Raw genomic sequence first — 22477 nt, 5'->3', positions numbered from 1 at the left:
GGATCCTTGGGTGGCACGCTCAGGCCACGACGATGCGGCGCGGATCCGCCGAGGCCAGGATGTCGGCACGATCGCCGCTGGGCGGATAGATCCATTCGGTATTGATGCGCGTCTTCAGCGCCTTGGCCTCGGCACCGGACAGCATCACCTGGCGGTCCCAGCCTTCGGTGTAGACCGCCCCCCACGGCCCCAGGTCCAGGCAGGTCACGTACTTGGGCTGCTGGTAGGGAATCATCGCTTCGCCGATGAGTTCGGCAGCCGCGTTGTGGCCCGCCGAGCGCCCCAGATTCATCGCATGCTGGCAGGACATCATCGCCACGTTGCCCGCATCGTCGGTCGCTGCATGCGCACAGTCGCCCGTGGCGAAGACCGCCGCCACGCCTTGTGCCTTGAGGTGGCGGTCCACATGCAGGCGCCCCACCGCGTCGTGCCGGCCGGGAACCTGCGCGGTCAACGCACTGGCACGCGCACCGGCGGTCCACACCACGGTGGCTGCCTCGATGCGCTCACCGTTTTCCAGCGTCACACCGCTGCCATCGACCTGGGCCACGCCCGCCCCCAACCGCCATGACACGCCCAGTGCCGACAGGGCCTGCACGATGACCGGGCGCGGGCCTTCGCCCAGGTCCGGCCCCACGGCATCGGCACGCTCGACCAGGATGACGTTCACCGCAGCATCGGCACCGAGCACCTCACGCAGGCGGGCAGGCATTTCCGCCGCCGTTTCGATGCCGGTGAAACCAGCCCCGGCAATGACGACCGTGTTGCGTCCTGCCACATCGGGCCGGTCCGCCAACGCCTCGATGTGGGCCTGCAGGCGAACGGCATCGGCGATCTGGTCAACGTTGAACGCATGTGCCTGCAACCCCGGAATCGGCGGGCAGTGCAAGCGGCTGCCGGCCGCCAGCACCAGGCGGTCATAGCCCAGCACCTGTGCTGCCGTCTCCGCGCCGGCACCCACCACGTCGATCTGCTGCTTCACCACATCGATGCGTTCCACGCGCCCAGCGATGTAGCGCACCCCGACCGCATCGAAGATCGCCTGCAGCGGCGCCTTCATGCCCGCCGGATTCTGTTCGTACAGGCGCGGACGGACATGCAGTTCAGGCGACGGTGCGACGAGCACGATCTCGACATCAGTACATGCCGCCTGGTCGAGAAGACGAGCGGCAGCCAGCGCGCTCCACATGCCGGCAAAACCGGCGCCGATCACAACAATGCGTTTGGACACGAAGAGGTTCCTGTTGGGTGCAAGCGTTGATGCACAGGCCGGCAGCAGGCCTGTGCGCTCAGCCCTGCATCAGCGCAGGACATAACGCGGATCATATGAGTCCGCGTTATACACCGCAAGCACCTGCGGAACGTTCCGCGTGTGCGCCCACACCCGCCCCGGGCGCCACCGCCGGACCACAACCCCAATGGAATCAATACCGTGCGTGCCCGGTGGCGTGCTTGCAGCCGATAAATCAGCCCTCTATAGTCCGCGTTACATTTTTTCTGGTCCTGCCCCATGGCCCACATCGGAACCGGCGTCGAATACGCCCTGCACTGCCTGCTCTGGCTGGTCTCGCCCCTGGAGCAGCGCCCCAGCAGCCGCGACCTGGCCGAGCTGCAGGGCGTGCCCGCGGCCTTCGTGGCCAAGATCTTCTCGAAGCTGGAAAAGGCCGGCATCGTCGAATCCAGTGGCGGCATCCGTGGCGGCTACCAGTTGGCACGTGCGCCGGAGGACATCAGCGTGCTGGATGTGGTCGACGCGGTGGAAGGACCGAAGGCGCTGTTCGATTGCCAGGAGATCCGTGGGCGCTGCGCGCTGTTCGAGGAGCGTCCGCCGGCGTGGGCCAGCCGCGGTGTCTGCGGCATCCATGCGGTGATGATCAATGCGCAGAAGGCCATGCGCGAAGAACTGGCACGCTCGAACCTGGCTTCGATCGCCGAAGGCGTGCAAGCCAAGGGACGCCCGGCGAGCTTTGCCGGTGACGTGCAGGACTGGTTCGCCGATCGCCAGGTAGCGCGCGAGGAAGCCCGCATCACCGGCATGCGTTCGCGCGCGTCGGCACCGGACGAGGACTGAACCCGGCGCGAGGTACGCACAAACGAAAAACGCTCCCTTCCGGGAGCGTTTTTCTGTATCTGGAGCGGGAAACGAGACTCGAACTCGCGACCTCAACCTTGGCAAGGTTGCGCTCTACCAACTGAGCTATTCCCGCTTGGGAGGCGAAATTCTACCTGTTCTGGAAATGGCGTCAAGCGTTTTTTCAGAGGGGCTGCGAGGTGGCCGGTGACCCCCATCCACGCACCGCGTGCATCTACTCGTGGCCCAGCTTCTTCTGGCGCGAACGTTCGCGTGCGGCGCGCTCGTCTTCGCGCAGGCTGGGCCATGCAGCGTGCAGGTACTGCAGGCCCGACCACAAGGTCAGCACCGCCGCGATCGCCAGCGTCCAGTCACCGATGTGGAAGATCGGCGGGCCCATCCAGATGTCGGCCACCGGCACGTTCGGCGCCACCGAATACAGCAGGCACAGCAACGCCACCATCTGTGCGGTGGTCTTGACCTTACCGATCATCGCCACGCGCACCTTGGCGCGCTGTCCCAGCTCGGCCATCCACTCGCGCAGTGCCGACACCGCGATCTCACGGCCCACGATCACCGCTGCCCAGAAGGCCATCCACGGCGTGGGGTGGCCCTGCACGATCAGGAACAACGCCACGGCCACCATCAGCTTGTCGGCCACGGGGTCGAGGAAGGCGCCGAACGCCGATTCGAGCTGGTAGCGGCGGGCGATCCAGCCATCGAGCCAGTCGGTGATCGCGGCCAGGCCGAAGATCGCCGCGGAAGCGAAGTTGGTCCAGGTGTAGGGCAGGTAGAACACCAGCACCAGCACCGGGATCATCACGATCCGCAACAGCGTCAGCCAGGTGGGCAGGGTCAACTTCATGCGTACGTCGTTCTCTCGTTACTCGGCCGGGTCGGGCGTGGCCAGTCCGTGCAGGTTAGCGTAGATGCGTGCAGCGAGGGCGTCATTGATGCCTTCGACCTTGGCGATTTCCGCTTCACCGGCGGCCTTCAGGCCCACCAGCCCGCCGAAATGCTTGAGCAGGCTGGCCCGGCGCCGTGGGCCGATGCCGGGGATGTCTTCCAGCTTGCTGGTCATCCGTGCCTTCTGCCGGCGCCCGCGGTGGCCGGTGATGGCAAAACGGTGGGCCTCGTCGCGCACCTGCTGGATGAACTGCAGGGCCGGGTCGGCTGCGCCCGGACGCAGTTCACGGCCATCGGGCATCACCAGCGCCTCATGGCCGGCGCGGCGCTCCACGCCCTTGGCCACGCCCACCAGCAGCACGCCCTCCACGCCCAGATCGGCCAGCGCGGCCTGGGCCTGCGCCAGCTGGCCGGCACCGCCGTCGATCAACAGCACATCCGGCAGCACGCCCTGTTCTTCCACGGCGCGGCGGAAACGGCGGTCGATGGCCTGGCGCATGGCGGCATAGTCATCGCCCGGCTCGATGCCGCTGATGTTGAAACGGCGGTACTGCGCGCGCACCGGGCCGGCCGCGTCGAACACCACGCACGACGCCACGGTGGCCTCGCCCAGGGTGTGGCTGATGTCGAAGCATTCCACGCGCTTGACCGGCTCGGCCAGCCCGAGCATCCCACGCAGCGCTTCACTGCGCGCGTGCTGGGCGTTGCGGCTGTTCAATTCGGTGGCCAGGGTCAACTGCGCGTTGCGGCTGGCCAGTTCCACATAGCCGGCGCGCTCACCGCGCACGTTCCACTTCAGCTGCACCTTGCGCTCGGCAGCGGCGGACAGCGCCGCGTTGAGCAGGTCCGCATCGGGAATCTCGCGGTCCAGCAGGATTTCGCGCGGCGGCGCGAACTCGATGTAGTACTGGGACACGAACGCGGCCAGCACTTCTTCGGCACTTTCCTCGCCGTTGGTACGCGGATAGAACGGCCGGGTGCCCAGGTTGCGGCCATCACGGAAGGCCAGCAGCATCACGCACGCCTGCGAGCCCTGCATGGCCACGGCCAGCACGTCCAGGTCGGCGGCACGCCCATCCACGTACTGGCGGGTGTGCATGCTGCGCAGCGAGGTGATCAGGTCGCGCAGGCGGGCGGCCTGCTCGAATTCCAGCGCTTCGCTGGCGGCCTGCATCTGCTCGCCCAGCTCGCGGGTCAGCTCATCGCTCTTGCCTTCCAGGAACAACGCGGCGCGGCGCACCGATTCGGCGTAGTCGCGGGCCGCGACCAGCTCCACGCAGGGCGCGCTGCAACGGCCGATCTGGTACTGCAGGCAGGGGCGCGACCGGTTACGGAACACGCTGTCCTCGCAGCTGCGCAGCTTGAACAGCTTGTGCATCAGGTTCAGCGTTTCGCGTACCGCGGTCACCCCCGGGTACGGCCCGAAGTAGCGCCCGGGAATCGCGCGCGGCCCCCGGTGCAGGGCGATGCGTGGCCAGTCTTCACGGGTCAACAGCACGTGCGGATAGGTCTTGTCGTCACGCAGGGACACGTTGTAGCGCGGCGACAACGATTTGATCAGCTGGTTTTCCAGCAGCAGCGCTTCAGCTTCCGAGCGCGTGACCGTCACATCCATGCGCGCGATCTGCGACAGCATCGACATGATGCGCGCGTTCTTCGGGCTGCCGTTGAAGTAGCTGCCCACGCGGTTGCGCAGCGCGCGGGCCTTGCCCACGTACAGCAGCGTGTCGTCGGCCGCATACATGCGGTAGACGCCGGGCGCGGTGCTGAGCTGGGCCGCGAACGCCTTGCCGTCGAAGGCCGGAGCGGAAACGGAGGTCATTCGCTGATCGGCACGTCGCTGAGCACGCCACTGTCGGGGTCGTAGCGGAGCACGGCATGGGCATCGGTCTCGGCGATCCAGACCGCCCCGGCCCCGACCGCCAGGCCGGCAGGCCCATGCAACGGCCGCGGCAGGGCCACGGTACTCAGGTCACCGCCGCCCAGGCGCAGGGTGCGCAGGCGGCCGTTGCCACTGTCGGCAATCCACAGCAGCGGTGCTTCCGGGCTGAGCGCGATCGCCTGCGGGAACTGCAGGCTGGCGGTGGCGCGCGGGCCATCATCGGCGCCGAAGCGCCACACCCCCTGCCCTACCAGCGTCTGCACCAGGTCACCACGCAGCTGCAGCGCGCGCACCGATGACCCCAGTGCGTCGGCCACGTACAGCACCTGCTGCACCACCGCCAGCGCGGTCGGCTGCGCGAAGGCCGCCAGGTGTCCCCCACCATCACGTTCGTCGATGGCACCGCTGCCGGCACGCCAGCTCAGGCTGCGCTGCCCCAGGTGGTAGCTCCAGATGCGGTTGTCGCCGCCCATCGCGATATGCAGCTGGTTGTCGGCCACGGCCAGGCCCAGCGGGTGGTCAAGCGACGCCCGCCGCGGTTCCTGCACCAGCCCCTCGCTGGGCGCGCCCGGGCGGCCGTTACCACACAGCGTATCGACCTGGCCGGTCAGCAGGTTGATCCGGCGCACCGCGTGGTTTCCGGTATCGGCCACGTACAGCGATTCGCGTTCCAGCGCCAGCGCCTGCGGCCGGTGGAAGGCTGCCTCGGCCGGGCCGCCATCCATGAAATCGGCCGTGCCCAGCCCGAACTGGCGCAGCACCCGCCCACCATGGGTACATTCGAGGATGCGATGGTGCCCGGCATCGGCCACGTACAGCCGCTCGGTGTTCACCGCCAGCCCCATCGGGAACCGCAATGCGTGCCGCGGCTCGGGGTGCAGTTCGCGTGGTGGTGCCATCGGCACCGGGGCGGCATCGGCACAGGCGGCATTCAATGCCCGCTCCAGTTCGCCCGGTGCCCCCAGGCCGACCAGGCGCTGGCGTTCACGCCCCTTGTCATCCAGCAGCACGACCGTCGGCCATGCCGTGATACCGAAGCGGCGCCACCCGTCCCAGTCGGCATCGAGCAGGGCCGGGCCGGCCAGTCCCTGGCGACGTAGCAGCTTCAGGCTGGCGGCGGGGTCACGCTCGGCATCGAAACGGGGCACCTGCAGCACCAGCACGTGCGCGCGGCCGGGGTGGCGTGACTGCCATTGGCCGAGTTCGGCCAACCGCTGCGCGCACCAGGCAGACGCTGCATTGACGAATACCAGCGCGACCGGACGGCCACGCAGCTCGGTCAGGGTGGACGGGGTGGCATTGAGCCAGGTGGCGAACTCGGGCAGGTCCGGGACGGGCTGGACGTTCATGGCCCGATTATGCCGGAGTCGGCGTCATGCAACAGTCGTGCCACAACGCGCCCGGCGGCGGCATCGACCAGCGCCCACACATGCTCGAAGTCCGCCCGGCTGCCGGTATAAGGGTCGGGAATGGCCTGCCCGGCCGGGCCACCGGCCCAGGGCAGGTACAGGGCAAGACGCTCGCGGCGCGCGGCCGGTGCCCACCGTGCGGCATCACGCAGGTTGGCATCATCGGCACACAACACCCAGTCGAAACTGTCAAAATCCGCCCGCTGCAGCTGGCGTGCGCGCAGACCGGCGATGTCCACCCCGTGGCCAGCGGCACAGGCGATCGCGCGCGGGTCCGGCGGCTGCCCGACGTGCCAGTCGCCGGTACCGGCTGAATCGACCTGGACACGCCCGGCCAGCGGTGACGCCGCCAGGCGCGCGCGCAGCGCACCTTCGGCCATCGGTGAGCGGCAGATGTTGCCCAGGCAGACGACCAGCAGCTTCATGCCCGGCCCAGCGCCTGCAGGATCGCTTCGGCGCGCTCCAGGTCTTCCGGCGTATCGATGCCCGGCGGGAACGGCTGCGGCGACAGTGCGACCTGGATGGCGAACCCGGCCTCCAGCACCCGCAGCTGCTCCAGCGCCTCCATCTGCTCCAGCGTACCCGGCGGCATCGCCGCCACCTGCTGCAGGAAGCCGGCACGATAGCCGTAGATGCCGATGTGGCGCAGCCACTGGTGGCCGGCCGGCAATGCCTCGCGCGAGCGGGCGAAGCCATCGCGATGCCAGGCGATCGGTGCGCGGCTGAAATACAGGGCTTCGCCACGCACGTTGCGGACCAGCTTGACCACGTTGGGATCGAACAGGGTGGCGGCGTCCTCCACCGGCGTGGCCAGGGTGGACATCGGCGCGTGGCCTTCCACCAGGGCCTGGGCGACGGCACGAATGCCGGCGGCGGGCGCGAACGGTTCATCGCCCTGCAGGTTCACCACCACCGTGTCATCGGACCAGCCCGCGATGCGTGCACACTCGGCCAGGCGGTCGGTGCCGGAGGCGTGATCGGCCGCGGTCATCGCCACGTTGACCTCCGCCAGCCCGTCCAGCGCCTGCGCGATGCGGGCATCATCGGTGGCCACCCAGACCTGGCGGGCACCGGCCTGCAGCGCCCGCCGCGCCACGTGCAGCACCAGGGGTTCACCGCCCAGCAGGCGCAACGGCTTGCCCGGCAGCCGCGAAGCCGCGTAGCGGGCAGGAATGGCAACGACGAAATCGGTCATGCGGGCTTACTCGTCAGGCGATACCACAGGAATGCGGACGGCCCCGCCGGTTTGCAAGCACGTGGCCGCCGCTCAGTTCGGGCGCAGCTTGTCCAGGCGGTCGGTCAAGGCCACCCAGAACGCGGCCGGCAGTTCGGCACGCAATGGCACCGCGTACTGCCAGTCGTTGGCGAAGGCACGGCATTTCACCGCGTCCTTTTCGGTCATCAGCACCGGCAGCTGGCTGCCGAAGGCCAGATCCTCCGGCTGGTAGGCCTGGTGGTCGGCGAAGGCATGCGGCACCACGCCGATGCCGCGCGCACGCAGCATGTCGAAGAAGCGCTGCGGGTGGGCGATGCCCGCCACGGCATGCACGCGCTGGCCGGCAAAGCTGGCCAGCGCACGGGCGCGGCCACCGGCCAGCGGCTGCGCGCTGTCGATGTGCAACGACAGCGGCCACTGGCCGAAGCCGCAGGCGTTGACCGCCGCATCATCACTGGCCTGGCCCAGGTTGACCACGCGGAAATCGCATTCGGCAGCACGGCTGACGGGCTCACGCAGCGGCCCGGCCGGCAGCAGCCGCCCGTTGCCGTAGCGGCGCTGCGCGTCCACCACCTCGATCTCGATGTCGCGGGCCAGGCGATAGTGCTGCAGGCCGTCGTCGCAGATGATGACATCGCAGCCCGCGGCGGCCAGCGCCTTGCCGGCCGCCACGCGATCAGCATCCACGCGCACCGGCACGCCGGTCTTCCAGGCGATCAGCACCGGCTCGTCGCCGCCCAGTGCGGTCGGCGTGTCCGCCTCCACCCAGCGCGCGCTGCCGGCATCCTCGCGGCCGTAGCCACGGCTGGCCACGCCCGGCTTCCAGCCCGCCTCGCGCAGCCGGTTCACCAGCGCGATGGTCAGCGGTGTCTTGCCGGTGCCGCCGGCGGTGATGTTGCCGACCACGATGACCGGTACCGGCAGCACGTGCCGTTTGCGCCAGCCACGCTGGTACAGACGCCGGCGCAGGCCGGCCACCGCCGCGTACAGCGGCACCAGCAGGCGCATCGGCCACGGAACCGGGCTGCCGTCATACCAGTACGACGGAGTCTGCGTGCCCTTGCCTGCCATCAGCCCTGCCTTTCGCGGAACTGCATCTTGTGCAGGTGCTGGTACAGGCCGCCCAGCGCGAGCAGCTCTTCATGGGTTCCGCGCTCGACGATGCGGCCATGGTCCATCACCAGCACCTGGTCGGCATGCTCGATGGTGGACAGGCGATGGGCGATGACCAGCGTGGTGCGCTCGGGCATCAGCCGCTGCAGGGCATCCTGCACCAGGCGCTCGGATTCGTTGTCCAGCGCTGCAGTGGCCTCGTCCAGGATCAGGATCGGCGCGTCGCGCAGGATCGCGCGGGCGATCGCCAGGCGCTGGCGCTGGCCGCCGGACAGCAGTGCACCGTTCTCGCCCACCGGGGTCTGCAGCTGCTGCGGCATCCGCTCGATGAATTCCCAGGCGTTGGCCGCCTCGGCCGCCGCACGGATCTGTGCATCGGTCGCGTCCATGCCATAGGCGATGTTGGCGGCGATGGTGTCATCGAACAGCATGACCTTCTGCCCGACCATCGCCACCTGCCGCCGCAGGTCGGCCAGCGGGTAGTCGTCCAGGGCTACGCCATCGAGGGTGATGCGGCCACCACTGGGTTCATAGAAGCGCGGCACCAGCCGGATCAGGCTGGTCTTGCCACTGCCGGAGCGGCCGACGATGGCGGTCACCGTACCCGGCCGTGCGACGAAGCTGATGTCATCCAGCGCGATGCCGGTGTCTTCACGGTAGCGCAGCATCACGTGGTCGAAGGCCAGTTCGCCACGCACGCGCTGCACGCGCTGGGCGCCCTGGTCGCGCTCGACCGGCAGGTCCAGGATCGAGAACAGGCGCTCGGCCGCGGCAACGCCACGGGAAATGGAGGTCTGTACGCTGGTCAGGCGGCGCAGCGAGGGAATGATGGCCATCATCGAGGTCATCAGTGCCATGAACTGGCCGGCGTTGAGGCGGCCGGCCAGTGCTTCGCGGGTGGATACCCACACGATCACCGCCAGCGCCAGCGCGGCCAGGAACTGCACCACGCTGGAGGCGGCCGCACGCGTCACTTCGACCTTCATGTTCAGCCCGAGCATGCGGTTGGCCAGCCGTGCATAGCGGCCCATTTCCAGCTGCTGGGTACCGTGCACCTTCACTTCCTGCTGTGCCGAAAGCGACTGCTCGGCCGTGGCGGCCATGCTGCCCATGCCATCCTGGATGCCCCGGCTGATGCGGCGGTAGCGCTTGCCCACATACGACACGATGACGCCGATCAGCGGCACCACCACCAGCATCGCCACGGTCACCTTGACGCTCATCTGCAGCATCACGGCCAGCATGTAGATGATGGTGAGCGTATCGGCCACCACGGTCTTGAGCGCATCGGCGCTGGCCTGGGTGACCTGCTCGGTGTCGAAGTTGAGCCGGCTGACCATCACCGGCGTCGATTCGGTGTCGAAATGCGAGGACGGCAGGTGCAGGTACTTGTTGAGCACCTGCTCGCGCAGATCGCGCACCACGCTGCGGCCTGTACGGGCCATGGTGTAGTCACCGACGAAGGTGGCCGCGCTGCGCATCAGGAACAGGCCCAGGATGGTCAGTGGCAGCACCACGGCCATGCCCGGTTCGGGGTTGACGAAGCCGCGGTTGACCAGCGGGTCCATCAGCTTGGTGAAGAAGTAACCGGCCGTGGCCTCCACCACCATCGCCACCAGGGCGAAGGTCATGAAGACCCAATAGGCGCGGGTATAGCCGAGCAGGCGCTTGTAGATGGGCCAGACGGGGGCGTGGTTGGAACTCATGGACGCACCTCTGGCGCGGTAGCAATGGCGATACGGCGGAAACCGAGCTGGCCCAGCGCATCCTGCGCGGTCACCACGGCCTGGTAGGGCGTGCGCGCATCGGCGCGCAGCAGCACGGTCTGTTCACGGTCGTTGCCGGCGACGGCAGCGATGGTCTGCTTGACCGATTCGACGTCGCTGCGCAGCACTTCCTGGTCGTTGATGAAGTACCGCCCTTCGGCGTTGATCAGCACGCTCAGCGAACGCGGCGGCATGTTGCTGTCCTGCTGGCTGGCAGTGGGCAGCTGCACCTGGAGGGTGGAACGGGCGTCGAAGGTGGTGGTGACCACGAAGAAGATGATCAGCACCAAGATGACGTCGATCAGCGGCACCAGGTCGATATGCGGCTCATCCTGGGCACGGTCGTTGCCGATGCGCATCGCTCAGGCCTTGGCCGGAGCGGCGGCCGGGGCCGTACGGGCCACCGGGTTCATCACGCCGGGGCGCCCGTCCAGGGCATCCATCAGCGCCGTGGCCTCCTGCTCCATCTCGATCACGTAGCCCTGGATGCGGCCCTTGAAATAGCGATGGAACATCAGCGCGGGGATGGCCACGATCATGCCCGTGGCCGTGCACACCAGCGCCTTGCCGATGCCGCCGGCCAGCTGGTTCACGTCACCCACGCCATGGTCGAGGATGCCCAGGAACATCTGGATCATGCCGACCACCGTACCCAGCAGGCCCAGCAGCGGGCCCGCCGAGGCGATGGTGCCCAGCGCGTTGAGGAAGCGCTCCATGCGATGCACGAGGTGGCGGCCGGTGTCTTCGATGCGTTCACGGATCTGGTCACGCGGGCGGTTGCGTGCTTCCAGCGCCGCCGCCAGCAGGGCACCCAGCGGCGAATTCGCGCGCAGGCTCTGCAGGTGGGCCGGGTCAAGCTTGCCGCGCGCGGCCCAGTTGCGCACTTCCTGGCCCAGGCCAGGCGGCAGCACCTCGTTGCGGCGCAGTGACCAGAAACGCTCCAGGACGATCGCCAAAGCCAGTACGCCCAACAGCAGCAGCGGCACCATCGGCCAGCCACCGGCCTTGACCAGTTCCCACACGTTTCAACCCTCCGGCCCAGTGGCCGCATGTTCGTTCGCCGATAGGATAGCAGCCGCCCGCGCCCGCCCCACGGCATCCCACCAACGGGCGCTGTACACGCGCTGCTCACGCACCTGCAGCCCTTGCACGCCAAGCCAGACGTGAATCGCACCCGCATCGGCGGTGGACAGCACTTCCGCGCCGGCCGCCTGCCAGCGCTGCACCACCGGCAGGCGGGGGTGCCCGAAACGGTTGCCATGCCCGGCCGAGACCAGCGCCAGCTGCGGTGCGACCGCCTGTACGAATGCAGGGCTGGATGAACCGGCACTGCCGTGATGGGGGACCAGCACCACGCGCGCCGCCAGCGCATCGGGCATGGCCTGCAGCAGCCGGCGCTCGCTGGCATGACCGATGTCGCCGGCCAGCAGCACGCTGCCGTGGGCCGTCTGGATGCGCAGCACGCAGCTGCTTTCGTTGCCGGTATAGGGGCCGGCCGGCAGTGGGTGCAGTACCTGGAAGTCGACGCCATCCCAGCGCCAGCGCAGGCCCTGCTGACAGGCCTCCGCCCCCGGCACGCCCGCACCCGGCGGCGCCAGGACCGATGCCTGCGGCCATTGCTGCCGCGCACTCGGCAGTCCACCTGCATGGTCGGCATCGGCGTGGCTGAGCAGCAGCCGCTGCGGTGGCCCCTGCCCGAGCGCCTGCGCCACCGGCCGCAGCAGGCGCCCGGCCGGGTCCTCGCCCGGTGGGCCCAGGTCGTACCACAGCGCATGGCGTGCGGTGCGCACCAGCACCGCTGTCCCCTGCCCCGCATCGACCACCAGCAGCGCCAGTGCGCCAGGCGCGGGGCGATCACGGGGCGGCCACAGCAGCGGCAGGCACAGCAGCGGGGCGGCCAGCGCGCCACCCGCTCCGCGCGGCAGCAACGCCCAGAACACCCCGGCCAGTGCCAGCGGTACGGCCCAGCCGGGGGCCTGCGGCAGCCACCACACGCTGCCGCTGTGCCGGGCCAGCGGCAGCAGCGCCCGCCAGCTGGCATCGAAGGCCGTCGCAGCCAGCTGCAGCACGCCCTGGCCCAACCCCGGCCATACCGCCTCCAGGCCCGTCCCCAGCAGGGCCAGCGGCACCACCACCAGGCTCCACCAGGGGATCACCGGCAGGTTGACCAGCGGCCCCCACAGCGATGCCTGGCCGAACAGGGCGACCGTGAGCGGCAACAGGGCCAGGCTGGCCACACCCTGTGCCGCCAGGAAGCTGCGCAGCGTGGCCAGCAGGCCCCGGGCGCCGGGCCCGGACAGGCACCACAGCAGCCACAGCACACCGCCGAAGCTGAGCCAGAAGCCGGCCGCCAGCACCGACAGGGGGGCGGCCAGTACCATGCCGATGGCGGCCAGGGCCAACGCCTGCCCCACCGCCAGCGGCCGGCGCCCAGCGCGGGCCAGCGCCACCAGGGCGATCATCGCGGCGGTCCGCAGGGTCGGCAGTTCCGCCCCTGCCAGCAGCGCATACCCGGCGCCCCCCACCGCCGCCGCGACGGCCGCGACCTGCGGCCGTGGCCATCGGCGTGGCAATGCCGGCCACAGCCGCCATGGCAGCTGGACGAGCAACGCGGCGAACCCCGCCACCAGCCCGACATGGAAACCGGAAATGGCGATCAGATGGGTCAGGCCCAGCGCACGCAGGGCGTCCCAGTCCTGCGCCTGCAGGCCGCGGGTATCGCCCAGCGCCAGGGCCTGTACGAAACGCGCCTGGCCGGCAGGCACCTGCACGCCGATGCGCGCGGCCAGGCGCTGCCGCCAGGCGGACAGACCCTGCGCGGGCTGCTGTTGCCGGGCCAGGCCCTGGCGTACCTGTGCCGTGCCGGCAAGGCCGGCCAGCACGGCCTGCCGCTCGCCGTCGATGCCGCCGGGATTGATCCGCCCGCGGGGTGGCCGCACCCGCAGCGGCAGCTGCCAATGGGCGCCGGCATCCACCGTCCGCCGTGCCGCCGATGGATCACCAGCGCTGCCGCCCCTCGCCCCATGCGACAGATCGTGCCAGCTGACCTGCAGCCGCCGCCCCTGCAATGCGGGCAGCGCATCGCAGCGGATCACGCGCAGCAGGAAGCGGCTGTGCTGCGGCCCGTGCCGGGGCAGATCCATCACCTGCCCGATCACCTGCACATTGCGCGGTGGATCACCCGCCGGCAGCTGTGCCTGCAACGCCATGTGCGCATGCACCGTGGCCCACCCCAGGCCGAACAGGGCCGCGCCCAGCCAGCGGCCACGCCAGTGCAGGCACATGCCCGGCAGGCCGGCCAGCACCAGCCCTGCGCCCGCCGGCCAGGGCAGCAGCCAGGGAAGCTGCACGCAGAGCAGCGCACCGGCCACCAGCGCCGCCGCGCAGGCGCGGCCAGCGATGTTCACCTGGGGCAGAAAGGACCAGAACCGCATCGCCACAGCCTGTGGCCGCGGCACCGTCACGCACCATCGGGCCCCCGCCCGTCATCGTGTCGGCGGAATCAGCGGCGTACGCCCGGACGGTGGAAGCTGATGCGGAAGCTGGCCCCACCGCCGGCCGCTTCGCCAACGCTGACCGATCCCCCGTGGTGCTGGACGATCTCCTTCACCAGGTGCAGGCCCAGGCCACTGCCACTGCCGGCGGCACGCAGGCGATGGAAGGGCTCGAAAATGGCTTCGCGGTCACCGACCGGCACGCCGTCCCCCTGGTCGGACACTTCCAGTACCCCCTGGCCGTCCAGGGTGACGCGGATGATCCCGCGCCCGCCGCCGTGCACGATGGCGTTGTGTACCAGGTTGGCGATCACACGGCCCAACGCCAGTCCATCGCCGTGTATCCAGACCGGCTGCACGGGCGCATCCACTTCGAATCCATAGCCAGCCCCCACCACCAGTGGCGCCAGCTCGGCCGCCGCTTCGCGTGCCACCAGCGCCAGATCGACCCGCTGCAACGCACTGCCGCCACGATCCAGCCGCTGCAGGTCCAGCAGGTGTTCGGCCACGTTGGCCAGGCGTGCCACATCGGTGGCCAGCTGTGATTTCAGTTCGCCCTGCGGCAGCTGGACAAGGCGCGCCTGCACCACCGCGATCGGCACGCGCAGTTCATGCGCGGCATCGGCCAGGAACTTGTCGCGCGCCGCATAGCCCTGGCGGACCTTGACGATGGCATCGTTGAAGGCATCCACCAGCGGCGCCACTTCGCTGGATACCAGGCGGGTCTCCAGCTGCGCGCCGGGCTGGGCGATGTCCAGTTCCTTGGCCTGCTGTGCCAGCCGGCGCACGCCCCGCATCGCCCGGTGGATCACGGTCGGCATGACCAGCAGCGTCACGCCGATCAACGGCAGGAAGAACCACAGGCCGATCAGCCGCAGCACCATCAGCGCGCCATCGACCAGGCCGCCCCGCGGCGCGCCGCCGGCCATCACGGTGATGCGCCGCCCGCTGTCGCTGCGCACCACCACCCGCGCCACATCCAGGTAGGGCGGCGTCAGCGAGCCCAGCTCGCTGCCCCCCAGCAGCGGCAGGCGTGCCAGCAGCGGCGCATGCACCGCCGGGACATCGCCACGCTGCAACCACTGGCCCCGGTCATCGACCGCAACCAGCCACAGGTTGCCGCTGGCGCGTGCATCCAGCTTCGCCCAGCGGGCCTCGTCCAGGACCAGCCCGTTGCCACGCGCATGCACCAGCGCCGCCATGTCCTCGGCGATGAACATGTCCATGTTCAGCGAATCCTTGTCGCCCCAGTTGATGATCAGCGCCAGCACCGCGAACAGCACGGTAAACGCCTGTGCCAGGAACAGGCGCCAGGCCAGTCCCAGCGTGAGCGAACGGTTGGCGCGGCGCATCTCAGGCCTCCCCCAGCAGGTAGCCGACACCCCGGATCACATGGATCTCCACGCCGGCGCCGGCCTGCTGCAGTGCCTTGCGCAACTTGGAAATATGCGCATCCAGTGCGTTGGACTGGATGTCATCGTCATAGCCATACACCGCGGCCTCCAGGGCGCTGCGGGTCACCGTGCGCCCCTGGCGCAGCGCCAGGGCCTGCAGCACCAGCACCTGCCGCCGCGGCAACGGCAGCACCTGCCCGTCCACCTGTGCCTGCAACGACTGGAAATCGAACTCGAGCCTTCCCAGGCGCAGCAGTGGCGTGACCATTTCCGATGGCCGCCGCGACACCGCGCGGATCCGCGCCATCAATTCCTCCACCGCGACCGGCTTGACCAGATAGTCATCGGCACCGACATCCAGCCCCTCGACCTTGTCCGACAGCGTGCCCTTGGCGGTGAGCATGATCACCGCCAGGTTCGGCCGCAGCTGGCGCGCGGTGGCCACGAAACCGGCGCCATCCCCATCGGGCAGCTGCCGGTCCAGCAGCATCAGCTGGTGCACCGGCTCGCGCAGTGCCACGGCGGCCTCGGCCAGGCTGCCGACCACATCGGCGACCACGCCCTGGCGTTCCAGCCCGGACTGCAGGGCGCGGGCCAGATCAGGATCGTCTTCGACCAGGAGAATGCGCATGGACACGGCTCGGACAGCGGGAAACGCCGCCGATCATAGCCGCTGTGCCCGGCGCAATGTTCCGACAATGTTGCCCGGCCAAGCTGTACGCTCCCCCGCAGCAACGAGCACTACCGGAACATGCCGTCCCTGCCCAGCGCCCTGCGGCGCCCCCTGTTGTGCGCCGCCGTCCTGGCCAGCCCGCTGCCTGTTCTTGCCGCCGATGGCGATGCAGCTGCACGCCCCGGCCTGCAGCTGGGCCTGAGCGCGGGCACCACCTCCGGCGCCTACGCGCACTATGACGACAAGCTGCTGGTGGTGCCGGCCGTCTCCTACGAGGGCAAGCGCTTTTTCGCCAGCCCCGGTTCGCTGGGCATGTACCTGTACCAGGGCAACGGCCTGCGCCTGTCGGCGGCGTTGACGCCCTACACGCTGCGTTTCAAGACCGACGATGTGAACGATCCGCAGCTGCGCCGGCTGCACAGCCGCCAGCTGTCCGGCATGGCCGGCCTGAAAGCCAGCTACCAGGCCGACTGGGGCATCGTCGAAGCCGGCGTGCAACGCGAGGTCACCGGCCATGGCGGCGGCACCGAATCAAGCCTGAGCTACAGCTACCCGATCCAGGCCGGCCGCTTCACCTGGATGCCACGCATCGGCGTGGTGCACTCCAGCGCACGGCTGCTGGATTACTACTACGGCATTTCCAGCGAGGAAGCACTGCGTTCGGGCCTGCCGCAGTACTCCCCGGGCAGCACCACCTCGCCCAGCCTGCAGATCGTGGTCAGCACGCCGTTGGGCACGCGCTGGCGCGCGACCGGCGTGGTGGCCAACCAGTGGTTCGGCGATGCGGTGAAGGACAGCCCGATGAGCCGCGGCGGTTCGCAGACGTCGGCCTTTGTTTCCCTGGTGCGCGCATTCTGAGCGGGCACCGGCCAGTCGAGGATCGTCCATGGCCACTGCTTTCCCCACCGAAGACGCGCGCGCCATCCTGCAGGCACCGGACCTGGCCAGTGCCGAACGCGTGTACCTGGGGTTGATGCCGGACCTGGCCCATGTCAGCGACCTGGCGCGCCGCGCGGCCCGCCTGCCGCGCGTGGCCGATGCCGCGCTGGGCTATGCCCTGTCGATGACGCTGGTGGGCCTGCGCCTGCAGGAACTGGAAATGGGCGAAGCGCGGGCCGCCGAACAACGCCGCGATTCGCTGCGCAGCCTGCGCCAGGCATTCACCGCCGGCTGAGCACGGCGTTCAACCGGCATGCAATGCCTTGCCGAACCGCAGCTTGCCCGCCTCCTCGCCCAGCAGCCGGTAGCCATTGCGCGCCAGCAGCGCCAGCATGGCCGGGAACTGCGCACTGGACTTGACCTCGATGGTGCTGAACCCCTGTGCCAGTGCCCACTGCTGCTGCGCTTCCATCAGTGCCTGCGCGATGCCCTGGCCACGCGCCGACGGCACGACACCACCGATCCAGCTGTAGAAGATACCGGCCTGCAGCGCGTAGCCGGCCTTGAAGCCGACGGGACGATCGGCCTGGCGCGCTACCAGCAGCAGCGCGCGCCGCCCATCCAGCCGTTGCCGGTAATGCGCTGCTGGCCGGCCATGCGCCAGCTCGGGAACCTGCGCGAGCACGCCGAGCACCTCGGCCAGCGTGCCCTCGCCGATCACAGGTAGGTGGCGGCCGTCAGCACCGCGCACAGCACAGCCACCCACACCACCGCCTTGAACGTGCCCTGCAGCATGTTGCCGCCGAACAGCAGTTCGACCAGGGCGTTGGGCTTCTTGTCGGGGGTGTGTTCGCTCATGGCTGTGCTCCTGCAGGCGGGGACGTGTGGGAAAAGATGCCGGCCGCGTACCGGCGCAGCGCGCCATTGTAGGCGCCGTCCCCTTCCCGGGCCAGCCGGATGCATCGCCATGGCAGTACCAACACGGGCTTAACACCGGCGTCGTCCCTGCACGCTATGGTGGCCCCACGCGACGTTCAAGGATGATCGATGCTCAAGCGTGCCGTGCTTCCCCTCGTGCTGCTCCTGCTGTCCTTGCTGGTGGTGGTGCTGGCCTGGCAGAACCGGCAGCTCCGGCAGATCAACGCCAGCCTGGCCGATCAGATGCAACAGGCGCGCAGCGCCGCCCATGGCCCGGCACTGGGCAGCGTTCCGCTGCCGCAGGTGTTGCACTCCACCCGCCAGTCGCGCGTGGATATCGGTGGCCCCCGCGCCACTGCACAGGTGCTGTATTTCTTTTCCACCGCCTGCCGTTACTGCCTGGCCTCGATGCCGCAGCTGCAGCAGATCGCCAGCGCGCGCGGCCACAGCGAACTGGTCGGCGTCGGCCTGCCGCCTTACCAGGAACTGCCCGCCTATGCGGACACGCACGCGCTGCGGTTTCCGGTGGCCATCGATGGCAAGGGCGACGTGGCACGGCAGTACGGCATCCGCGTAACCCCCATGCTGATGGTCCTGGCCGCCGATGGCAGCGTGGCGTACAAGCACGCCGGGCAGCTGGATGCACAGACCGTGCAGGCCGTACTGGCGACATTGAATCCGGGAAGCACCACGCAGTAGTGCACAGGCTGAAAAGGAGATACCGATGATCGGAAGGAAGCGTCTGTTGCCGTCCCTTGCAAGCGTTGTTGTGGTCGCCGCCTTGTCATTCGGCGCAAGCCAGGCGTTTGCGACCTCGCCCAAGAAGCACCCGTTGCCCCCCATGTGCCAGGAACACCCGCAATGCCCCTATGGCATCCGTCCGGGTGAGCTCCTGCGCTGCTGCGACGCGATGTGATCCTGCCGGCACATCCGTGCCGGCCGTATTGGCGTACCACCGCACGACCACTTCAATGGAGAGCAATACATGACTGGAAAGAAGAAGGTGTTTTCCTCCGTCGCAGGCCTGGTTGCCGCCGCCGCCCTGTGCTTCGGCATCAGCCAGGCATTTGCCGCCCCTGCACCGTCCAGCTATGCACCGGGGTGCGAATTCACCCCCGGCTGCCCCTACGGTGGCTCCGGCCATTGGTCGGGCCCGCGCCTGTGCTGCGACCCGCTCTGATCGGTTTCCCGCTGTCCTGGTGACCTGACCGGGCCCTTCGCTTCCCGGCCTTCCCGGCAGGTGTCACCCCGCTCCTGCGGGCCAGCCCGCACTGGCCCGTGGTGCCGGGCCGCAGCAACCTGCGGCCCGGCCTTTCATCGCAACAGTGTCCAATCCGGCGCAGTGCCCCGGCATTCATCCAGCGGCGGGCGGGCTTGGCGCAGCCATTTCCCGTGTTCGTCGCATGCCGCTGTCACCGCCGGCGGTCCGCTGCCACGCTGGGCTCCCGTTTCCGGAGCACCGTGCCATGCCTCTGCTCGCCCTGCTGCTGTTCGTCTCGCGCCTGTTCGCGCCTGACATCGCCACGCCGGACTCCCTGCACGCGCAGATCCTGCAGGCCGACCGGCAGCTGTTCGCTGCAGCCTTCGATACCTGCGATGCGGCCAAGGCCGCTGCGCGGACCACCGATGATCTGGAATTCTTCCATGACAAGGGCGGCAAGGTGGCCAGCAACCGTTCTGATTTCCAGGCATCGATCGCCCAGCGCTGCGCAGCCCAGGCCGCGAGCGGCGGGCCGGTGCTGCAGCGTCGGCTGCTGGCCGGCAGCATGGAGGTGTTTCCCCTGCAGCAGGACCGTGCGCTGCAGTTCGGGCGCCATCGTTTCTACGAGGTACAGGCCGACGGCCATGCACGGCTGACCGGCGAGGCGCGCTTCGTGCATCTGTGGCGCCGCGTGAACGGGCAATGGCAGGTCGAGCGGGTCATCAGCTACGACCACCAGCCCGCCGGCTGAAGCTGCAACATGGCGTGCACGCGCCACGCGCTATCCTGGGTGGGTTTCCAGCCCGAGGACGCCTGCGATGCTGCTCCGCCATGCCCTGCCCCTGGGCCTTCTGCTGGCCGCTGCCAGCGGCTGCGCCTCCCGCGGCGAACAGGTTCCTGCCGGTGAAACGCCGGAGTGCGCGACCTACCGGAGCATGATGACCGCACCGATGGACCCCCATGCGATGAAACAGCTGCGCGACGCCTGCAACGCATCGAACCGTCGCTGACCCGCCCGCGCATCAGGCCCGGCCGCGGCAATGGCCGGAAACGAAAAAGCCGGCCCAGGGCCGGCTTTCCGTATTCCACGTGTCCTCTGGCAGGGCCAGGTACTGCGTGGTGGGCGGTACAGGGTTCGAACCTGTGACCCCTACCATGTCAAGGTAGTGCTCTACCGCTGAGCTAACCGCCCGGAAATCTGTTTCACTGACTGAAAAACCCGGCTTGCGGGCCGGGTTTGTTCTTCATCACGACAATCCCCTGCGAGGGACTTCGTGGTGGGCGGTACAGGGTTCGAACCTGTGACCCCTACCATGTCAAGGTAGTGCTCTACCGCTGAGCTAACCGCCCGATTTTCCTGCATTTCCGCGATTGCGTCGGTGCAGGCCGCGTATATTACGGATGCCGGCCTGCCAGCGCAACACTTTTGTGAAGAAAGGCCGCAACCGCCCGTTCAGCCGAGGCTGGCCTCCTTCAACTGGCGGATCTGGTCGCGCACGCGCGCGGCATCCTCGAACTCCAGATCCTTGGCGTGCTGGTACATCTGCTGTTCCAGCGCCTTGAGGCGGGCGGCCAGTTGTGCGGGGCTGAGCGCGCGGTAATCGGGCGTCTCCTCGGCCACGCCCTGGCGGCCCTTGCCCCTGCCCTTGCGGCTTTCCTTCTCGGCGGCATCCGAACGCGCGCCCTCCAGCACATCGGTGATCGGGCGCGCCACCGAACGCGGCACGATGCCGTGTTCCTCGTTGTACTCGACCTGCTTGGCACGGCGGCGGTCGGTCTCGTCGATGGCGGCCTGCATCGACCGGGTGATCTTGTCGGCATACAGGATGGCCTTGCCACGCACGTTGCGGGCGGCGCGGCCGATGGTCTGGATCAGCGAGCCGGTGGAGCGCAGGAACCCCTCCTTGTCGGCATCCAGGATCGCCACCAGCGAGACTTCCGGCATGTCCAGGCCTTCACGCAGCAGGTTGATGCCCACCAGCACGTCGAACTTGCCCAGGCGCAGGTCGCGGATGATCTCCACGCGCTCGACCGTGTCCACGTCCGAGTGCAGGTAGCGCACGCGGATACCGTGTTCGGTCAGGTATTCGGTCAGGTTCTCGGCCATGCGCTTGGTCAGCGTGGTGACCAGCACGCGGTCACCGGCCTTGATGCGCGCGTTGGCCTCGCTCATCAGGTCATCGACCTGGGTCCCCACCGGCCTGATCTCCACCACCGGGTCGATCAGGCCGGTCGGGCGCACCACCAGTTCGGTCACTTCATCGCCGGACTCGCGCATTTCATACGGGCCGGGCGTGGCCGACACGTAGATGCTGCGCGGCGAGCGCGCTTCCCATTCCTCGAAGCGCAACGGACGGTTGTCCAGCGCCGACGGCAGGCGGAAACCGAACTCGACCAGGGTTTCCTTGCGCGAGCGGTCGCCCTTGAACATGGCGCCGATCTGCGGAATGGTCACATGGGATTCGTCGATGACCAGCAGCGCATCGGCCGGCAGGTAGTCGAACAGGGTCGGCGGCGGTTCGCCCGGCCCCTTGCCGGTCAGGTGCCGCGAGTAGTTCTCGATGCCGTTGCAGAACCCCACTTCGGCCATCATCTCGATGTCGTACTGGGTGCGCTGGGCCAGGCGCTGCGCTTCCACCAGTTTGTTCTGGGCATACAGCTGCTCAAGGCGCTCCTTCAGCTCCACCTTGATGGTCTCCACCGCTGCCAGCACGCGTTCACGCGTGGTCGCATAGTGGGTCTTGGGGTACACGGTGAAGCGCATCAGGTTGCGCAGCGTCTCGCCGGTAAGCGGGTCGAACATCGTGATCTTCTCGACCTCGCCGTCGAACAGTTCGATGCGCAGCGCTTCGCTGTCCGACTCAGCGGGGAACACATCGATGACCTCGCCCCGCACGCGGAAGGTGCCGCGCTGCAGCTCGTATTCGTTGCGCGTGTACTGCAGCTGGGTCAGATGATTGATCAGGTCGCGCTGGTCGATGCGCTCGCCCTTGGACAGGATCAGCCGCAACGACAGGTAGTCCTCCGGCGCACCCAGGCCGTAGATGGCTGATACGGTGGCCACCACGATCGCATCCGGGCGCGACAGCAGCGTCTTGGTCGCCGCCAGGCGCATCTGCTCGATGTGCTCGTTGATCGAACTGTCCTTCTCGATGAAGGTGTCCGACGATGGCACGTAGGCCTCGGGCTGGTAGTAGTCGTAATAGCTGACGAAATACTCCACCGCGTTGTGCGGGAAGAAGGCCTTGAATTCCCCGTACAGCTGCGCGGCCAGCGTCTTGTTCGGCGCCATGATGAGCGTCGGCTTCTGCACCTGCTGGATGACGTTGGCGATGGTGTAGGTCTTGCCCGAGCCGGTCACGCCGAGCAGGGTCTGCTTGGCGATGCCGGACTCGAAGTTGCTGGTCAGCTTCGCGATGGCGTTGGGCTGGTCGCCTGCCGGTGCGTACGGCGAGACGAGTTGAAAACTGTCGCTCATGGTGTTGCCAGGTCCCGGGAACCGCCAGTATAGCGGCCGGTCCGGTGACGACCGGTTCATGGATGGGCCTACCCTTC

At 68.6% G+C, this 22477-nt stretch carries 23 protein-coding genes and 3 tRNA genes; 7 read left to right on the top strand and 19 right to left on the bottom strand.

Annotated features, from left to right (window positions below; all coding sequences use genetic code 11):
- Positions 1-19 precede the first annotated feature (19 nt).
- Positions 20-1231, bottom strand: coding sequence for an NAD(P)/FAD-dependent oxidoreductase (locus tag Q9R17_RS15755; RefSeq protein ID WP_308155535.1), 1212 nt, complete (start codon positions 1229-1231; stop codon positions 20-22).
- A 279-nt stretch (positions 1232-1510) separates the two neighbouring features.
- Here Q9R17_RS15755 and Q9R17_RS15750 point away from each other — a divergent pair, with 279 nt between their 5' ends.
- On the top strand, positions 1511-2071 hold the full coding sequence (locus tag Q9R17_RS15750) for an Rrf2 family transcriptional regulator (protein ID WP_308155534.1): 561 nt from the start codon (positions 1511-1513) through the stop codon (positions 2069-2071).
- 60 nt (positions 2072-2131) lie between these two features.
- Here the strand turns inward: Q9R17_RS15750 and Q9R17_RS15745 are convergent.
- From Q9R17_RS15745 to Q9R17_RS15685, 13 genes are all read right to left on the bottom strand, one after another.
- Positions 2132-2207: transfer RNA gene (locus tag Q9R17_RS15745), tRNA-Gly, on the bottom strand.
- Between the two features lie 99 nt (positions 2208-2306).
- Positions 2307-2936, bottom strand: coding sequence for a CDP-diacylglycerol--glycerol-3-phosphate 3-phosphatidyltransferase (gene pgsA / locus Q9R17_RS15740; protein WP_308155533.1), 630 nt, complete (start codon positions 2934-2936; stop codon positions 2307-2309).
- An 18-nt stretch (positions 2937-2954) separates the two neighbouring features.
- Positions 2955-4799 (bottom strand): excinuclease ABC subunit UvrC, encoded by a 1845-nt coding sequence (gene uvrC / locus Q9R17_RS15735; RefSeq protein WP_308155532.1) that lies wholly within the window; start codon positions 4797-4799, stop codon positions 2955-2957.
- The gene (locus Q9R17_RS15730) at positions 4796-6208 is read right to left on the bottom strand and encodes a hypothetical protein (RefSeq protein WP_308155531.1); all 1413 of its coding nucleotides are present in this window, start codon (positions 6206-6208) and stop codon (positions 4796-4798) included. Before Q9R17_RS15730 ends, uvrC begins: the two co-directional genes overlap by 4 nt.
- Entirely contained in the window at positions 6205-6693 is a 489-nt protein-coding gene (locus Q9R17_RS15725; RefSeq protein ID WP_308155530.1) for a low molecular weight protein-tyrosine-phosphatase, read from the bottom strand. The genes Q9R17_RS15730 and Q9R17_RS15725 overlap by 4 nt, the downstream gene beginning before the upstream one ends.
- The gene (gene kdsB, locus Q9R17_RS15720; protein ID WP_308155529.1) at positions 6690-7463 is read right to left on the bottom strand and encodes a 3-deoxy-manno-octulosonate cytidylyltransferase; all 774 of its coding nucleotides are present in this window, start codon (positions 7461-7463) and stop codon (positions 6690-6692) included. Before kdsB ends, Q9R17_RS15725 begins: the two co-directional genes overlap by 4 nt.
- Before the next feature lie 72 nt (positions 7464-7535).
- Entirely contained in the window at positions 7536-8555 is a 1020-nt protein-coding gene (lpxK, locus tag Q9R17_RS15715) for a tetraacyldisaccharide 4'-kinase (RefSeq protein ID WP_308155528.1), read from the bottom strand.
- Positions 8555-10303, bottom strand: coding sequence for a lipid A export permease/ATP-binding protein MsbA (gene msbA, locus Q9R17_RS15710; RefSeq protein ID WP_308155527.1), 1749 nt, complete (start codon positions 10301-10303; stop codon positions 8555-8557). The genes lpxK and msbA overlap by 1 nt, the downstream gene beginning before the upstream one ends.
- Positions 10300-10722, bottom strand: a complete 423-nt coding sequence (locus tag Q9R17_RS15705; RefSeq protein ID WP_308155526.1) for a biopolymer transporter ExbD — start codon at positions 10720-10722, stop codon at positions 10300-10302. Before Q9R17_RS15705 ends, msbA begins: the two co-directional genes overlap by 4 nt.
- 3 nt (positions 10723-10725) lie before the next feature.
- Positions 10726-11385 (bottom strand): MotA/TolQ/ExbB proton channel family protein, encoded by a 660-nt coding sequence (locus Q9R17_RS15700; RefSeq protein WP_308155525.1) that lies wholly within the window; start codon positions 11383-11385, stop codon positions 10726-10728.
- A gap of 3 nt (positions 11386-11388) precedes the next feature.
- Positions 11389-13797 (bottom strand): DNA internalization-related competence protein ComEC/Rec2, encoded by a 2409-nt coding sequence (locus tag Q9R17_RS15695; protein WP_308155524.1) that lies wholly within the window; start codon positions 13795-13797, stop codon positions 11389-11391.
- Positions 13798-13865: 68 nt separating this feature from the next.
- Positions 13866-15209: a HAMP domain-containing sensor histidine kinase gene (locus Q9R17_RS15690; RefSeq protein WP_308155523.1), complete on the bottom strand. Its 1344-nt coding sequence runs from the start codon at positions 15207-15209 to the stop codon at positions 13866-13868.
- Position 15210: 1 nt separating this feature from the next.
- A complete protein-coding gene (locus Q9R17_RS15685) occupies positions 15211-15882 on the bottom strand; it encodes a response regulator transcription factor (RefSeq protein WP_308155522.1) in 672 nt (223 codons plus the stop codon).
- A 120-nt stretch (positions 15883-16002) separates the two neighbouring features.
- Between Q9R17_RS15685 and Q9R17_RS15680 the strand changes: the two genes are divergently transcribed.
- Together Q9R17_RS15680 and Q9R17_RS15675 are read left to right on the top strand one after the other, a co-directional pair.
- Positions 16003-16782 carry a MipA/OmpV family protein gene (locus tag Q9R17_RS15680; RefSeq protein WP_308155521.1) on the top strand — a complete coding sequence of 260 codons (780 nt, stop codon included), beginning with the start codon at positions 16003-16005 and terminating at the stop codon, positions 16780-16782.
- A 28-nt stretch (positions 16783-16810) separates the two neighbouring features.
- Positions 16811-17098, top strand: coding sequence for a hypothetical protein (locus tag Q9R17_RS15675; RefSeq protein ID WP_308155520.1), 288 nt, complete (start codon positions 16811-16813; stop codon positions 17096-17098).
- Positions 17099-17107: 9 nt separating this feature from the next.
- Here the strand turns inward: Q9R17_RS15675 and Q9R17_RS15670 are convergent, their stop codons facing one another.
- Positions 17108-17554 carry a GNAT family N-acetyltransferase gene (locus Q9R17_RS15670; RefSeq protein WP_308155519.1) on the bottom strand — a complete coding sequence of 149 codons (447 nt, stop codon included), beginning with the start codon at positions 17552-17554 and terminating at the stop codon, positions 17108-17110.
- On the bottom strand, positions 17521-17661 hold the full coding sequence (locus Q9R17_RS15665) for a hypothetical protein (protein WP_308155518.1): 141 nt from the start codon (positions 17659-17661) through the stop codon (positions 17521-17523). Before Q9R17_RS15665 ends, Q9R17_RS15670 begins: the two co-directional genes overlap by 34 nt.
- Positions 17662-17850: 189 nt before the next feature.
- On the opposite strand from Q9R17_RS15665, the gene Q9R17_RS15660 reads away from it, so the two are divergent.
- The 4 genes from Q9R17_RS15660 (at position 17851) to Q9R17_RS15645 (ending at position 19932) form a co-directional block, all read left to right on the top strand.
- Entirely contained in the window at positions 17851-18420 is a 570-nt protein-coding gene (locus Q9R17_RS15660) for a TlpA disulfide reductase family protein (RefSeq protein WP_308155517.1), read from the top strand.
- A 286-nt stretch (positions 18421-18706) separates the two neighbouring features.
- Positions 18707-18901, top strand: coding sequence for a hypothetical protein (locus Q9R17_RS15655; RefSeq protein ID WP_308155516.1), 195 nt, complete (start codon positions 18707-18709; stop codon positions 18899-18901).
- A gap of 286 nt (positions 18902-19187) precedes the next feature.
- Positions 19188-19673 (top strand): nuclear transport factor 2 family protein, encoded by a 486-nt coding sequence (locus tag Q9R17_RS15650; RefSeq protein WP_308155515.1) that lies wholly within the window; start codon positions 19188-19190, stop codon positions 19671-19673.
- Positions 19674-19740: 67 nt separating this feature from the next.
- Complete coding sequence (locus tag Q9R17_RS15645) at positions 19741-19932, top strand: hypothetical protein (protein WP_308155514.1); 192 nt, start codon at positions 19741-19743, stop codon at positions 19930-19932.
- A 107-nt stretch (positions 19933-20039) separates the two neighbouring features.
- Here Q9R17_RS15645 and Q9R17_RS15640 read toward each other — a convergent pair.
- From Q9R17_RS15640 to uvrB, 3 genes are all read right to left on the bottom strand, one after another.
- Positions 20040-20114 (bottom strand) — tRNA-Val (locus tag Q9R17_RS15640).
- A gap of 83 nt (positions 20115-20197) precedes the next feature.
- Positions 20198-20272 (bottom strand) — tRNA-Val (locus Q9R17_RS15635).
- Positions 20273-20375: 103 nt separating this feature from the next.
- Positions 20376-22400: an excinuclease ABC subunit UvrB gene (gene uvrB, locus Q9R17_RS15630; RefSeq protein WP_308155513.1), complete on the bottom strand. Its 2025-nt coding sequence runs from the start codon at positions 22398-22400 to the stop codon at positions 20376-20378.
- Between the last annotated feature and the right edge of the window lie 77 nt (positions 22401-22477).

Source organism: Stenotrophomonas sp. 24(2023) (assembly GCF_030913365.1).
GTDB lineage: Bacteria > Pseudomonadota > Gammaproteobacteria > Xanthomonadales > Xanthomonadaceae > Stenotrophomonas.
Note: the sequence above shows the minus strand (reverse complement) of the source record. Positions and strands in the feature narration are given on the sequence as shown.

Coding starts and splice junctions, on each gene's coding strand:
- Q9R17_RS15655 (WP_308155516.1), top strand. CDS start 18,707: ATGACTGGAAAGAAGAAGGTGTTTTCCTCCGTCGCAGGCCTGGTTGCC.
- Q9R17_RS15645 (WP_308155514.1), top strand. CDS start 19,741: ATGCTGCTCCGCCATGCCCTGCCCCTGGGCCTTCTGCTGGCCGCTGCC.
- Q9R17_RS15665 (WP_308155518.1), bottom strand. CDS start 17,661: ATGAGCGAACACACCCCCGACAAGAAGCCCAACGCCCTGGTCGAACTG.
- Q9R17_RS15650 (WP_308155515.1), top strand. CDS start 19,188: ATGCCTCTGCTCGCCCTGCTGCTGTTCGTCTCGCGCCTGTTCGCGCCT.
- Q9R17_RS15685 (WP_308155522.1), bottom strand. CDS start 15,882: ATGCGCATTCTCCTGGTCGAAGACGATCCTGATCTGGCCCGCGCCCTG.
- Q9R17_RS15750 (WP_308155534.1), top strand. CDS start 1,511: ATGGCCCACATCGGAACCGGCGTCGAATACGCCCTGCACTGCCTGCTC.
- Q9R17_RS15695 (WP_308155524.1), bottom strand. CDS start 13,797: ATGCGGTTCTGGTCCTTTCTGCCCCAGGTGAACATCGCTGGCCGCGCC.
- Q9R17_RS15730 (WP_308155531.1), bottom strand. CDS start 6,208: ATGAACGTCCAGCCCGTCCCGGACCTGCCCGAGTTCGCCACCTGGCTC.
- msbA (WP_308155527.1), bottom strand. CDS start 10,303: ATGAGTTCCAACCACGCCCCCGTCTGGCCCATCTACAAGCGCCTGCTC.
- Q9R17_RS15680 (WP_308155521.1), top strand. CDS start 16,003: ATGCCGTCCCTGCCCAGCGCCCTGCGGCGCCCCCTGTTGTGCGCCGCC.
- Q9R17_RS15705 (WP_308155526.1), bottom strand. CDS start 10,722: ATGCGCATCGGCAACGACCGTGCCCAGGATGAGCCGCATATCGACCTG.
- uvrB (WP_308155513.1), bottom strand. CDS start 22,400: ATGAGCGACAGTTTTCAACTCGTCTCGCCGTACGCACCGGCAGGCGAC.
- Q9R17_RS15690 (WP_308155523.1), bottom strand. CDS start 15,209: ATGCGCCGCGCCAACCGTTCGCTCACGCTGGGACTGGCCTGGCGCCTG.
- lpxK (WP_308155528.1), bottom strand. CDS start 8,555: ATGGCAGGCAAGGGCACGCAGACTCCGTCGTACTGGTATGACGGCAGC.
- Q9R17_RS15725 (WP_308155530.1), bottom strand. CDS start 6,693: ATGAAGCTGCTGGTCGTCTGCCTGGGCAACATCTGCCGCTCACCGATG.
- Q9R17_RS15675 (WP_308155520.1), top strand. CDS start 16,811: ATGGCCACTGCTTTCCCCACCGAAGACGCGCGCGCCATCCTGCAGGCA.
- kdsB (WP_308155529.1), bottom strand. CDS start 7,463: ATGACCGATTTCGTCGTTGCCATTCCTGCCCGCTACGCGGCTTCGCGG.
- Q9R17_RS15660 (WP_308155517.1), top strand. CDS start 17,851: ATGCTCAAGCGTGCCGTGCTTCCCCTCGTGCTGCTCCTGCTGTCCTTG.
- pgsA (WP_308155533.1), bottom strand. CDS start 2,936: ATGAAGTTGACCCTGCCCACCTGGCTGACGCTGTTGCGGATCGTGATG.
- uvrC (WP_308155532.1), bottom strand. CDS start 4,799: ATGACCTCCGTTTCCGCTCCGGCCTTCGACGGCAAGGCGTTCGCGGCC.